Source organism: Bordetella bronchialis (assembly GCF_001676705.1).
GTDB classification, from domain to species: Bacteria; Pseudomonadota; Gammaproteobacteria; order Burkholderiales; family Burkholderiaceae_B; genus Bordetella_C; species Bordetella_C bronchialis.
This window is the reverse complement of record NZ_CP016170.1, coordinates 2832094-2845260: the sequence shown is the minus strand read 5'-3', so window position 1 is coordinate 2845260 and position 13167 is coordinate 2832094. Positions and strand designations below refer to the sequence as shown.

Sequence of the window (13167 nt, the reverse complement as noted above, 5' to 3'; positions counted from 1 at the left end):
AAGCCGTGGTCCGCCAAGGCCGCGCGCCGCGGCATTCCCGCGCATCCGGGGTGGCGTCAGCGCCCGCCCTGCCCTTGCCGCTGCAACACGGTGGTATAGCTGAAGCGGTCCGCCGGATGCAGGCTGACCGCGACCTCGAACAGCTGTCCGGTCTGGTCGTAGTACTGGCGCACGAATTCCAGGGCGTGGGCGCCCGGCTCCGTGCCCAGGGTTTCGGCCAGCGTGGCGGGCACGCCGACGGCACGGACGGTCTGGCGGATTTCCTTGACCACCCTGCCGGTGGCCTGGCAGATCAGGTCGCAGACCAGCGCCTGCTGGTCTTCCATGGACTTGCGGATGCGTGTGCCCATCTCCTGCGGCACGTACAGATGGGACCATGCCAGCGGGTAATCGGGGGAATGCGGATTGGTGCGCGAGGTCTGGATGTGTATCCACCGGGTGCCGGGCGGCAAGCCCAGCCGGGACGCCAGCGCCATGTCGACCACGATGGTGCGCAGGCTGTGCACGACGCGCCGGGTGTCGGCGCCGTACTGCACCAGTTCTTCCACGGTGGAGATGGTGGGACCGTATTCGGTGGCGCGCGGCTCGGCGGCCTCGACGCGGGTGCCCGCCCTTTTCCGCCGCGAAATCAGGCCCAGGGTCTGGATGCGATCCAGCGCGACACGGACGGTTCCGCGGCTGACGCCGTACTTGCTTGCCAGTTCGATCTCGGAAGGCAGGCTACCCCCTACGGGGTAGACGCCGGCGGCGATGTCTCGAACCAGCGTCCTGGTCAGTTCAGCGTAACGCGGCTCCATCGGACGGCGCGACCTTTCCATGCGTTTGCGACGGGGCATTGTATATCGCGAACTGGTGCATCGAGCCGCCACGCGCGTCCAGCGCCACGGTGACTGGCATGTCGCGCACCTGGAACTCGTAGATGGCTTCCATGCCCAGGTCCGCGAAGGCCACGACGCGCGCCGAGCGTACGGCCTGCGAGACCAGATAGGCGGCCCCGCCGACGGCGATCAGGTAGGCGCCGCCCGCTTGCCGGATCGCCGCCGCGGCCTCGGGCCCGCGTTCGGCCTTGCCTATGGTCAGCAGCAGCCCCGTGCGGGACATCAAGGCCGGCATGAATTTATCCATGCGATTGGAGGTGGTGGGCCCCGCCGGTCCGACGGCTTCTCCCGCCACGGGATCGACCGGCCCCACGTAGTAGACGGCGCGGTCGCGCAGGTCCACCGGCAGCGGCTCGCCGCGATCCAGCATGTCCGCGAGCCGCTTGTGCGCGGCATCGCGGGCGGTCAGCAGCGTGCCGGACAGCAGCAGGGTTTCACCGGCGCGCCATCGCGCCACGTCCTGCCGTGTCAGCGTGTCCAGGTCGACGCGGCGTCCTTCGTCCAGCGGCAAGGCGTCCGGCAGGCCTTCCCATAGTGCGGGATCGGGCGGCTCCAGCCGTGCCGGGCCGGAGCCATCCAGTTCGAAGGACACGAAACGGGTCGCCGCGCAGTTGGGCACCATCGCGACAGCCTGCAAGGCCGCATGGGTCGGCGCTTCCGCCACCTTGACGTCCAGCACGGTCAGGTCGCCGCCCAGGCCCTGCGCGCCGATGCCCAGCGCGTTGATGCGCTCGTAGAGCTCCAGGCGCAGGGCCTCGGCCGCGGTCGCGGCGCCGCGCGCGCGAAGCTCGCCGATATCGATGGGCGCGAACAGCGCGCGCTTGGCGTTGAACATCGCCTGCTCCGGGCTGCCGCCCACGCCGATGCCCAGGCTGCCGGGCGGACACCAGCCCGCCCCCATGCCGGGCAGCTGCGCGACGACCCAGTCGGCCACGGAGTCGCTGGGATTGAGCATGGTGTAGCGGGCCTTGACGTCGCCGCCGCCGCCCTTTGCGGCCACGGTCAGGTGCAAGCCCTCGCCTTCCACCAGTTCGACGTGCAGGATCGCCGGCGTGTTGTCGCGCGTATTCGTGCGCTTGCCCAGGGGATCGCGGATCACGGACGCCCGCAGCGGATTGTCGGGCCAGCCATAGGCCCGCGCGACGGCCCGGTTGGCCAGGGACTGCAAGGTGGGCGTGGGCGATCCCGGCTCGCCCACCACCCGCGCGTCCATGCCCAGCCGGGCATAGACGTGGACCACGCCGGTGTCCTGGCAGATCGGCCGGCGGGCCCGCGCGCTCAGCCGGCTGTTGATCAGCAACTGCAGCATGGCGTTGCGGGCCGCCGGCCGGGTTTCGGCGTCATGCGCGCGCCGCAAGGCCCGCACGAAATCCGCCGGATGGTAGTAGCTGACGAATTGGAGTGCGTCCGCGATGCTGGTGACGATGTCTTCGGCGTGGATGTCGCGCATGGCTGGGCCGGGATAAGGCGGCCATGCGGCCGCCGGGTAAGGTCATTGCTTGGGAATATGCGCCTGCTCGATCACGCCGGCCCAGCGCTTGACCTCTTCGGCCGTGAACGACTGGAAGGCCGCCGGCGCGTATTGCCCGGCATCGAGCAGTTGTATGCCCTGCTCCGTCATCTTGCCCGTGAAGTCCTGGTCCTTCAAGGCGTGCTGCCAGGCGGCGTACAGCGTGTCTATCACCTGGCGCGGGGTCCCCTTGGGCGCATACAGGCCGTACCAGGTGGACGCTTCGAAGCCGGGCACCGCGCTTTCGGCGACGGTGGGCACGCCCGGGAACTGCGCCATCGGCGAGGTGGACGTCAGCGCCAGCGCGCGTATCTTGCCGCCGCGCGTCTGCGGCAAGGCGGTATTGGTCTGGTCGAACATCGCATCGACCTGGCCACCCATCAAGTCGTTCATGGCCGGGCCGGCGCCCTTGTACGCGATGGGCGTGATGTCGATACGCGCCTGCGCGGCGAACATGGCGGCCACCAGGTGCGAGGTGGATCCCACGCCGGCATTGCCGAAGTTCAATTTGCCGGGATTCGCCCGCGCATAGGCGACCAGCGACTTGACGTCCTTCTGCGGCGACCCCGCGCCGACCAGCAGCACCAGCGGCGTATCGGGAAAGCGGAAGACGGCGTCGAAGTCCTTGACGGGGTCGTACTGCAGGCGCTGGTACAGCGAGGGCGCCGCCGCCATATAACCCACGTGGCCCACCAGGAAGGTATAGCCGTCCGGCGTGGACTTCGCCGCCTTGGCGGCGCCGATGGTGCCCCCCGCGCCGGCGACATTCTCGATCAGGATGGTCTGCTTCAGTTCCTGTCCGACCCGGTTGGCGATATTGCGCGCCATGGCGTCGGTGGGACCGCCGGCGGCGAAGGGCACGATCCACGTGATCGCGCGGGACGGATAGTCCGCCGCAACGGCGTTGCCGGCAATACCGGCGGCCAGCGCCAGCGCGCCGACGATGAACTTCGATTTCATTAACTCCTCCGGGTCTGTGTATATGTCTATATTAATTATTAAGTATGGACATATTATCCAGGCGTTCCGGCCTCTGTCAATGGTCATCGCCGAAGCTGTCGTGGCGGGAAATCACACGGGGAATTACCCAGCCGCCCGACGGGGCGGGCCATAGCATTGCGCAGGGGCGACGCGGAAGTATGCGAACCGCTCGGAAACCCGCGCGGATTCCTCACGGAATATCCGCCGCGCGAGCCCCATCAGCCTGTCCAAGGCGAATTCATGGGGTTCCTGGTAGATGAGGCCGCGCAAAGGCCTACGGCACTTCTGGCCGTGGCGACGTCATGCCTGGCGACGTCATGCCGTTTGAAACGCTAATTCCTGGGGCTGCCGCCGGCCGGCACGCGATCCGGCGCGCGGCCGCGCAACAGCGCTTCGGGATGGGTTTGCAGGTAGTCCGCCAAACCGCGCAGCGAACGCGCGGCGCGGTCCAGTTCGCGCATGGTGCGCTCGGTGTTCGCCGCCAGCCCATACTCGGAGGACAGCATATTGCTGACCTCGGCCAGGGATCTGGCGGCCTCGCGCAGCGCCTTTTGGGCCTCGGGCACCACCTGCTTATCGAGCCGCGCCAGCAGGCGCGATGCGTTGCCCAGCGTAGTGCGAAGATCGGCGCCGATCTGGTCGAAGGGAATCTTCTCGATCTTGTTCGCGATGCTGACCAATTGCTGCTGCAACTGCTCCAGGTTGTTGGGTACGGTGGGAATGTCCGCCGGAATACTCATCCGGAACGACGCCGGCGGCGCATTGGGGAAAACGTCAAGCGCGACATACAGCTGGCCGGTCAGCAGATTGCCGGTGCGCAGCTGCGCGCGCATGCCGTTCTCGATCAGGCCCGCAAGCAGGCGCCCGGTGGGACGCTCGACGTCCTGCCCCATGTATTCCTGGCGCACCACCCGCGCCACGGAGCCCAGCCGGTCCGGATAGATCGTGCCGCTGACCACGGCATAGAAGCGCTTATGCTCCACATCCAGGTCCATGTCGATGGCGTCGACCTGCCCCAAGGCGATGCCGTTGAAGTCGACGGGCGCGCCCACGCTCAAGCCGCGCACCGATTGGTCGAAGCGCATGCGTATCTTCAAGGCCAGGGTATCCGGCATGCTGCGCGCCGCCTGCTCGTTGTCGTACACGCGATAGCTGGTGTCGGCCGCCGCGACGGCCTGGCCGCCGTCGCCGATATCCTCGAAAGCCAGTCCGCCCAGGGCCACCGACAGCAAGGACTGCGTGCGGACCTTCAAGCCGTCCGCGCCCAGGCTGAAATCGAAGCCGCTGGCATTCCAGAAGCGCGTGGCCTGGGTGACGAAGCGGTCGTTGGGCGCATCGATGAAGATCTGCACATCGACGCTGCGCCCGTCGTTGCTCAATTGATAGCCGATGACCTGGCCCACCGGGATGCGGCGGAAGTACACCGGCGACCCGATGTCCAGCGAACCCAGCGTATCCGTGCTCAGGCGAAAGCGCTTTCCCGCGCGGTCCTGCGCCACTTCCGGCGGCACTTCCAGTCCCGCGAACTCCGTCTTGGTGCGCTTGTGCTCGACATTGCGCGGGGCGTCCACGCCGATATAGGCGCCGGACAGCAGCGTTCCCAGGCCGGACACGCCGCTCAACCCCAGGCGAGGACGCACCACCCAGAAAATGGTGCCTTCCTGCGCCAGCGATGCGGCCTCCTTGACCAGTTGGGCGGTGGTGATCACGTGCGACCGGTCGTCGCTGAGCCGGATGCTCTCGATCAGGCCGACGTTGACATCCTTGTAGCGGATTTGCGTCTTGCCGGCCTCCAGCCCTTCCGCCGTCTGGAACGTGATGGTGACGGTGGGGCCGGCCTGCAACCAGGTGCGCAGCACCAGTAGGCCGCCCGCGATGGCGGCCACGATGGGCACCAGCCATATCCAGGACAGGCGCCGCTTCTTGCGGGTGATGGACGGATCGCGGACCTCCGTCCCATCCGGCGTGCTGGAACTGGCCATGGCCGCACGCTATCGCGTCACGTCACGTCACCGCGACGTATTTGACGATTTCCTGGGACGCTCCCGTGGTCCAGGTATCGATCAGGGGCTTCAGGCTGTCCAGGCGGACGCCGCCCTGGGCCTCCGTGGACTTCTTGATCTCTTCTCCTGTCCCGCCGCGCACCGCCGCGTAGAGGACTTCATTGGTCACGCTATCCGTGACCGAGGTCTCGATGGCGACCGTCGCTTCCTGGGGACGCCCGCCCTCGATGGCCGCCTTGGCGCCGGTCACCACCAGTGCGATGGGAATGTACTGGTAAGGCGCCAGCGGCTCGTTCTCGCTGCCGACCGCGGTGAGCGCGATACGGATGCGCGCGACGCCGGGTCCCGGCCTGTCCACCAACCGGACCTGGCTACCCAGCTTCTGCCGCAGCGACGTATCGATATAGGTGCGGAGCTGGTTGAGGGTCTCCATGGAGACGTTCTCGGTGGGTTGCGGCTCCGGGTAATAGACCACCGGCTCCAGCAGGACGGCCTTGTAGTTGGCCGGCGTGAAGCGCGGATTCAGGTAGGACAGGCGGGTACCGCCGCCCGGCGCGTCCATCTTGTGCATCTTGGAGTATTCGTTGCCCAGGAATCCGGATTCCTTGGGCGGCGGTGTCGTACAACCCGCCAATGCAATAACCACGACTCCGATACCGATTGCTTTTATTGTGTTCATCATTACTCCTTCCGGGACATGGCCCAAACGCATTGAACGACTGGGAACGGCAAGGCTCGAATCGCGCTTCGCATACCGGCCAGGGCGGCGGCGATGGCCTGCTGCCGGACGGCTGGATGAACAGATGTACTTTCTCACTTGCTCTGGCGCCGCGCGTCGGCCGAATTTACCACCCATGGTCCAATCCGCTGTATGTCCGTCCACGTGTGTTCGCCGTAGAGCGTCATTTCGGCTACCGCGCCCATCGCGGTTTCCGCTAAAAAACAAGCTCGTTCGGACTAGGCCGTTCCTCGCGCGCACGGCCGATCTCAGGTGCGGATTCCGCCCAAGGTGATCCAGATGTACTACCGCCATCCCCGTATCGGCCTTGCCTTCGACCTGCCCGATGACTGGCGATTCGACAGCGCGCACCTGTCCGCGGACGGGGCCAGGGTGGTCCTGCGGCTGGGAGACACCCGCCTGCTGCTGCAGGTGCGCCGCTCGCAAGGCAATGCGGCGGCCCGGCTCAATGTCATGAAGGAGCACCTCGAATCTGTACGCGCCGGCCGCATCGCCCCCTGCCACGCGCCGCCGTTCGGGCAGTCGCGCGATATCGTCGCGCTGAGCTATTTCATCGGCGGGCATCAGCAACGCTGGATTTCCGTGGGCCAGGACGGCTACGACTACACGCTGAGCCACACCGACGACTGGCAGGACGTGGCCGGGGCCGTGGACCGCCTGTCGGCGTCCTTCGTTTTTCCGGCGCCGGCGCAGCTAGCCCGCGCGCTTGCGCACGCGGCCGCCACCGCGCCCGCCGGAGCGGCCTTCGAGCGGCCGGCCGCCGCGCAGGACGCCTATCCCGCCGCCGAGCCGGCGCAGCCCTGGCATCCCGCGGACGCCCCGGCCGCCGTGGCCGCCTTGTGGCACCGCGTCAGCGAGCGACTGCGGCGCGTGGCGCGGCCGCAGCATTAGGCCATGGCGCGCCGCCGCCCCTCAGGGATAACCGCAATACGCGGGCGCCCGCCAAAAGCAGGGTTTCACGGGCGTTCGGTGTTATAAGTGTCGGGCCTGCCATCCACGCCTGGAACAGCAGCGTTCCGCACCGGCGCGGGCGGGCAGGAATAAAGAAAGTCCTGATCGCTGACACCGCTTGTGATCGGGCGTCTCCGCGATCGGCACCTATAACATCACGGAGATAAGCCTCATGAAGTCCCTTTCCTCGATCGCGGCCGTCGTGCTTGGCCTGACGCTGGCCGGCGGCGCGCAGGCGCAGTCCTCGGCAGCGGCCAACTATCCCGATCATCCCATCAAGCTGGTGGTGGGCTATGCGCCTGGCGGCGGCAACGACGTGGCGGCGCGCCTGATCGCCAAGGAACTGACGCCCATCCTGAACCAGAGCATCGTGGTAGAGAACCGGCCCGGCGCGGGGACCAATATCGCCGCATCCTACGTGGCGCGCTCCGCGCCGGACGGCTACACGCTGTCGCTGTCCTCCACGGCACTGGCCGTGAACGTCACCCTGTATCCCAAGCTGGATTACGACGCGGTGAAGGATTTCGCGCCCATCGCCATCTTCGCCGAGGCGCCCAATCTGTTGATCATCAATCCCAAGCTGCCGATCAATTCGGTGGCCGAGCTGGTGGCCTATGGCAAGAAGCATCCCGGCAAACTGAATTTTTCGTCGGCGGGCAGCGGCAGCACGCAGCACCTGGCGGGCGAGCTGTTCAAGACCAAGGCGGGATTCGACGCGACACACGTGCCGTACAAGGGATCCGCGCCGTCCCTGACGGCCGTGATCAGCGGCGAATCGGACTTTACCTTCGTCAACATACCCAGCAGCAAGCAGCTGATCGAAAGCGGTCAGGTCAAGGCGCTGGCGATCACCAGCGCGAAGCGCTTCCCGGCCGTGCCGAATATTCCGACGATGGCGGAAGCCGGCGTCCCCGGCATGGAAGTGGCCACCTGGTATTCCATACTGGCGCCCGCGGGAACGCCACGGCCCATCATCGACAAGCTCAACAAGGCCGTGAACCAGGCGGTAGCCAAGCCGGAGTTCCGCAAGCAGCTGGAAGACCTGGGCACGGCGCCGATGACGGAATCGCCGGAGTTCTTCCAGAAATTCCTGGCCGAGGAAATCGTGCGGTGGCGGCAGATCGTGCAGCAGTCGCACGCCACCGTGAACTGAGCGGCCGCATGCCGGTGCGCGGGGCGCACCGGCGCGAACCTACTTCCTGGTGCTGCCGCCCAGCCCGCCCAGGCCGGCTGGCGCGCCCGATCCCCCGGCGGGCGCGGCCGCGCCGCTGCTGGACGAGGCCGGGGGATTGTCCGCCGACTTGTTGCAGGCCGTCAGGGCCATCGCCATCATCAAGGCTGCAATAGTGGTCTTCATCATCGTGGGTCTCCTTGCAGGAAGCCGCCGCGTGGCGGCGCCTGCTCTGCCTGCAACCCACATGCCGCCTGCTTACATATTCCTGTGCGTCCCGGCGCGCACGGTGGCGCCGGTCGCGTCACGTGCGGGACAAGGCGCCCAGATCCAGCGTCAGCGTGGGCCGGAAACCCTCCTGCTCGCCCTTGGCCTCATAGCCCAGCGGATTGGACACGACGCGGCAGCCGTCCTGGACGTAATCGAAGGCATGATGCAGATGCCCGTGCAGCCACAGGTCGGCCCGCGGGATCAACTCGTCCAGGCTGTTGCAAAACCCCGCGGTGCCCGGCGTCAGGCCATAGCGGGGGTCCGCGCTGGATAGCGTGGGCGCGAAATGCGTGACGGCCACCGTGGGCCCGTCGAAGGGCTCGGCCAGCGCCTGCTTGAGCCACGCCTGGCACGCCAGTCCCTGTTCGCGCAGTTCCTCCGCCAGGAACGGTTTGCCGCCGCGCGTCGTCGCGGCTTTTTCCAGATAGAAGTTCGCCGCGCGGAAGGCCTTGCCGCGTTTGGTCAGGACCTGCGTCAGCGTATCGCCCGGCTGGACCATTGCGTCGAAGTCCGTCCACAGCGTGGTGCCGATGAAGCGTATGCCGTCGATCGCCAGCGTCTCGCGCTCCAGCCACTGGATGCCCAGGCGTTCGCACCAGGCCCGCAGGCTGTCATGCGTGGCATCGAAATCGCGCGCATCGTATTCGTGGTTGCCCGGCAGGTACACCACGGGCACCGGCCAGCGGTCGCGCGGAGAAAATCGGCGCAGGCCGAAGTCGTCGTCCGCCAGCCGTGAGCCGTGCTGGTAGGAACCGATGTCGCCCGCCAGGATCAGCAGGTCGGCGTCCGGCGCCGGGGTCGGGATGAAATCGGCGTTGGTCTCGAGGTGCAGGTCGGAAAGCAGCTGTATCTTCATGCGGGTAGCGTACCCCATACGCAGGGCTTTCCCGCCCGTCATGCCTGCCGCATCGCCGGCACGCGCAGGCCGCCATGCAGCTTCACCGTCAGCGTGGCCAATAACACCAGGTTCACCACGTTGGCCGCCACGCCCAGCATGAAGGCCGGGTCGTAGCTGGCATACCGGTCATACAGGAAGCCCGCCACCCAGCCGCCCGCTGCCATGCCCGAGCCCGTCATCAGCAGCATGGCGGGCACGCGCCAATAGGCGTCGCGCGGCGGGAAGATCTCGCGCACGGACAGCACGTAGGCGGGGATGAGCGCGCTGAACCCCAGGCCATAGGCGATGGACACGGCGAACAGCCCGAACTGCTGCTGCACGTATAAATAGCCGGATACCGCGACCATCTGCATGAAGGAGCTGATCAGCGCCGTGCGCACGCCGCCTATCCGGTCGGCGACCAGCCCCCAGCCCTGGCGGCTGAGAAACGCCACCGCCAGCAGCGAGGACAGCATGGCGGCGCCGACGGTTGCCGGCAGGCCGCGGTCGCTGCACAGCGCGACCAGGTGGCCTTGCGGCATGGCCATGGGTACGCAGCACAGGAAGCCCGCGACGCCCAGCATCGCGAACACCGTGTTCGGCCGCATTCCGGCCAACTTGCCCGCGCGCGATGGCGCGGCCGCGCCGGCCGGCGTGCCGGCCTGCGGCGGCGGACGCAGGAAAATCATGGCCAGCGTGGCCACCAGCGACACCTGGACCAGACCGTAGCCCACCATCGTGGCGCGCCATCCGAAACGGTCGATGACGGACTCGAAGATGACCGGCCAGACGATGCCGGCAATGTAGTTGCCGCTGGACAACAGCGCCAGCGCGGAGCCGCGGCGGCGCACGAACCAATGGCTGATATAGACGTACAGGGGGGCGTTCAGTCCGCTCAATCCGAGCAGGCCGATGAAGACGCCGTGGCCCAGGTAAAGCGCCCAGGACGTGCCCAGGGTCGAAATCGCCAGGCCCGCGCACACCGACAAGGCGCCGCCGATCACCGTCCAGCGTATGCCGAAGCGATTCGCCAGCCGGCCCATCAGCACACCGCCCACCGCCGAGCCCAGCCAGGCCAGCGAGCCCGCCAGCGCGGGCACCGAACGCGCGTCGCCCATATCCGCGGCAATGGTCTTCAGGCCGACGATGGCGATCAGGGGCGCCCCGAAGGACAGGCCCAGGCAGGCCAGCGCCATGGTCGCCACCATCCAGGCGCGGCGCGTATCCAGAAGGTCCTCCGGCCGGCCGTCATTGTGTGCGTTCGAGGGTCCCCGCCCCGGGGCCTGGGGCTGTGCGCGCCCCTGATGTTTCGTCTCCATGCGCGGCACTATACCAACGCGGGCCCTTCCGGACGGCAATACCCGACTGCGCGCGGTGCGTATGCCGGTGGCCATCGGGCCGCCCGGGCCCGGAAATTGCTGACACGCGCCGCTTCGCCGGCCGCGCGCGAAGCCGGCGCGATCCGCCGCGAAAAACGGCGCCGGGGCAGTGATATCCTTGGGTCCGGCCTGCCACCGGCGCCGCGCAATTCTCACCGCAACGGAGCTATCCCGGTGCCGCATGAAGACACCCTTTCCTACCCGCAACCGGACCTGGACCGTTGCGCGCAAGAGCCCATCCGCATCCCCGGCGCCATCCAACCCTACGCGGCGCTCCTGCTGCTCGCCCCGGACACGCTGGAAGTCCTGACCCGCAGCGCCAACACGGAAGAAATCCTGGGCATCGCCGTGCAGGCGGGCCAGCCGCTGCGCGCCGGACGCGACGCACCGGGCCTGGAAGCGCTGCTGCAAGCCCTGCGCGGCTGGGACGCGGATGCCGATGCCGCGCTCTCGCTGCAGGTCCATTGCGGCGGCCATTACCTGCATGTGTCCGGCGCGCGCACCGCGCAGGGCCTGCTCGTGGAGCTCGAGCCCCATGACCAGGCGCAGAGCGTCACGCTGGATGCCCTCTACCCGCGGCTGCGCACCCTGCTGGACGACATCCCGCCCGGCGGAGAGCCAGAGCTCATCCTGCAGCGCGCCGTCGAGGAAGTGCGCAGGCTGACCGGTTTTGACCGCGTGCTGGCCTACCGTTTCGATAGCGACGGCCACGGCACCGTGGTGGCCGAAGACGGCACCGGCGCCCTGCCTTCCTACCTGGGCCATCGCTTTCCGGCGGGAGACATCCCCGCCCAGGCGCGCGAGCTGTACTGCCAGAATCGCGTGCGCCTGATTCCCGACGCGGACTACCGGCCGGTTCCGCTGGAGCCCGCGCTGATCGGCCCCGATCGCCAGCCGGTGGACCTGACCGCCGCCAACTGGCGCAGCGTGTCGCCCATCCATCTGGAGTACATGCGCAATATGGGCACCGGCTCGTCCATGTCGGTGTCCGTGGTCATAGACGGACAGCTGTGGGGCCTGGTGTCCTGCCACAGCGCCGGCCCGCGGCTGGTCGGCCCGCAGATACGCGCGGCCTGCGAATTCCTGGGGCGCATCGTTGCCCACCAGATCGGCGCGCACGAGCGGATCTCCGAACATGCGCATCGCATCGAGCTCAAGAAGATCGAAATCGAACTGGTGGAACTGCTGTCCCGCGCCAGCACGCTGCTGGAAGGCTATACGGAACGCGATCCCGCCTGGACCCGGCTGCTGAACGCGCACGGCGCCGCGCTGGTGTGGCAGGACGATGTCCACACCATGGGCAATACGCCGTCCAAGGCGCAGGTCCTGCAAATCGCCCGCTGGCTGCATGCCAACAATGTGGAGCAGTCGTATCACACCGACCGCCTGCCGCTGGTCTGGCCCGAGGCCGCCGCCTTCGCCGAAGTGGCCAGCGGCCTGGCCGCCGCGTCCATCTCCAGCCTGCACACGGCCTACCTGATGTGGTTCCGCCCGGAAGTCGTGCGCACCGTCCAGTGGCGCGGCGACCCGCGCAAGCCCATGGACCCGGTATCGGGACGCCTGCATCCGCGCAAGTCCTTCGAGCTCTGGCAAGAAGAACTGCGCGGCCGCGCCGCGCCCTGGCGGCGCTCCGAAGTGGACGCACTCACCGATTTCCGCACCGTCGTGGTCAACCTGATCCTGAAACGCGCCGAGGAAAGAGCGGAACTCAGCGAGCAGTTGCAACGCAGCAATATCGAACTGGAGTCGTTTTCCTATTCCGTCTCGCACGATCTGCGCGCCCCTTTCCGCCACATCGCGGGTTTCGCGGAACTGCTGAAGCAACGCGAGAACAATCTCGACCAGACGTCCACGCGCTACATCGAGAACATCATGCGGGCCGCGGTCATGGCCGGCAGGCTGGTGGACGACCTGCTGCGCTTTTCGCACCTGGGGCGCGCCGCGCTGACGCCGTCCGAACTCGACATGAACAAGCTGGTCGCGGAGGTCCGCCAGGCCGTCGAACTGACTTTGCCGGAAAGAAAAGTGCAATGGCGGATCGAGCCGCTGCCGCGGGCGTGGGGCGATGCGCAATACATCCGCCAGGTCTGGTACAACCTGCTGGAAAACGCGGTCAAGTATTCCGGCAGCCGGCCCGAATCCGTCGTCACGGTCGGCGGACAGAATTGCGGTACATTCACCCTATTCAGCGTTGCCGACAATGGCGTGGGTTTCGACATGGCGTATGCCGGCAAACTGTTCGGGGTGTTCCAGCGGCTGCACCGGCTGGAAGACTTCGACGGGACCGGCATCGGATTGGCCCTGTGCAAGCGCATCGTCGAAAAACATGGCGGGTGGATCAAGGGCGAAGGCGCCGTCGATCAGGGCGCCAAATTCTCGTTCGCGCTGCCCAATCCGTAAACACGTAG

General features: G+C 67.4%; 11 protein-coding genes. 3 read left to right on the top strand and 8 right to left on the bottom strand.

Annotated features, from left to right (window positions below; genetic code table 11):
* Positions 1-56 precede the first annotated feature (56 nt).
* From BAU06_RS12585 to BAU06_RS12565, 5 genes are all read right to left on the bottom strand, one after another.
* Complete coding sequence (locus tag BAU06_RS12585; RefSeq protein WP_066349591.1) at positions 57-797, bottom strand: GntR family transcriptional regulator; 741 nt, start codon at positions 795-797, stop codon at positions 57-59.
* Positions 778-2328 (bottom strand): fumarate hydratase, encoded by a 1551-nt coding sequence (locus BAU06_RS12580; RefSeq protein ID WP_066349590.1) that lies wholly within the window; start codon positions 2326-2328, stop codon positions 778-780. The genes BAU06_RS12585 and BAU06_RS12580 overlap by 20 nt, the downstream gene beginning before the upstream one ends.
* A gap of 42 nt (positions 2329-2370) precedes the next feature.
* On the bottom strand, positions 2371-3348 hold the full coding sequence (locus tag BAU06_RS12575; protein WP_066349587.1) for a tripartite tricarboxylate transporter substrate-binding protein: 978 nt from the start codon (positions 3346-3348) through the stop codon (positions 2371-2373).
* Between the two features lie 353 nt (positions 3349-3701).
* A complete protein-coding gene (locus tag BAU06_RS12570; protein ID WP_066349586.1) occupies positions 3702-5351 on the bottom strand; it encodes a PqiB family protein in 1650 nt (549 codons plus the stop codon).
* Between the two features lie 22 nt (positions 5352-5373).
* Positions 5374-6018: a DUF3313 domain-containing protein gene (locus BAU06_RS12565; RefSeq protein WP_231934054.1), complete on the bottom strand. Its 645-nt coding sequence runs from the start codon at positions 6016-6018 to the stop codon at positions 5374-5376.
* A 372-nt stretch (positions 6019-6390) separates the two neighbouring features.
* Between BAU06_RS12565 and BAU06_RS12560 the strand changes: the two genes are divergently transcribed.
* Complete coding sequence (locus BAU06_RS12560) at positions 6391-7002, top strand: hypothetical protein (protein WP_066349575.1); 612 nt, start codon at positions 6391-6393, stop codon at positions 7000-7002.
* A 232-nt stretch (positions 7003-7234) separates the two neighbouring features.
* Entirely contained in the window at positions 7235-8215 is a 981-nt protein-coding gene (locus BAU06_RS12555; RefSeq protein ID WP_066349573.1) for a tripartite tricarboxylate transporter substrate binding protein, read from the top strand.
* A gap of 39 nt (positions 8216-8254) precedes the next feature.
* Here BAU06_RS12555 and BAU06_RS26620 read toward each other — a convergent pair whose 3' ends face one another.
* The 3 genes from BAU06_RS26620 to BAU06_RS12545 all read right to left on the bottom strand — a co-directional run bounded on the left by BAU06_RS26620 (position 8255) and on the right by BAU06_RS12545 (position 10699).
* Positions 8255-8422 carry a hypothetical protein gene (locus BAU06_RS26620; protein WP_156770218.1) on the bottom strand — a complete coding sequence of 56 codons (168 nt, stop codon included), beginning with the start codon at positions 8420-8422 and terminating at the stop codon, positions 8255-8257.
* A 115-nt stretch (positions 8423-8537) separates the two neighbouring features.
* A complete protein-coding gene (locus BAU06_RS12550; protein ID WP_066349571.1) occupies positions 8538-9359 on the bottom strand; it encodes a metallophosphoesterase in 822 nt (273 codons plus the stop codon).
* Positions 9360-9397: 38 nt separating this feature from the next.
* Positions 9398-10699 (bottom strand): MFS transporter, encoded by a 1302-nt coding sequence (locus tag BAU06_RS12545; protein ID WP_197509499.1) that lies wholly within the window; start codon positions 10697-10699, stop codon positions 9398-9400.
* A 234-nt stretch (positions 10700-10933) separates the two neighbouring features.
* Between BAU06_RS12545 and BAU06_RS12540 the strand changes: the two genes are divergently transcribed.
* The gene (locus BAU06_RS12540; RefSeq protein WP_066349567.1) at positions 10934-13159 is read left to right on the top strand and encodes an ATP-binding protein; all 2226 of its coding nucleotides are present in this window, start codon (positions 10934-10936) and stop codon (positions 13157-13159) included.
* Positions 13160-13167: the final 8 nt, after the last annotated feature.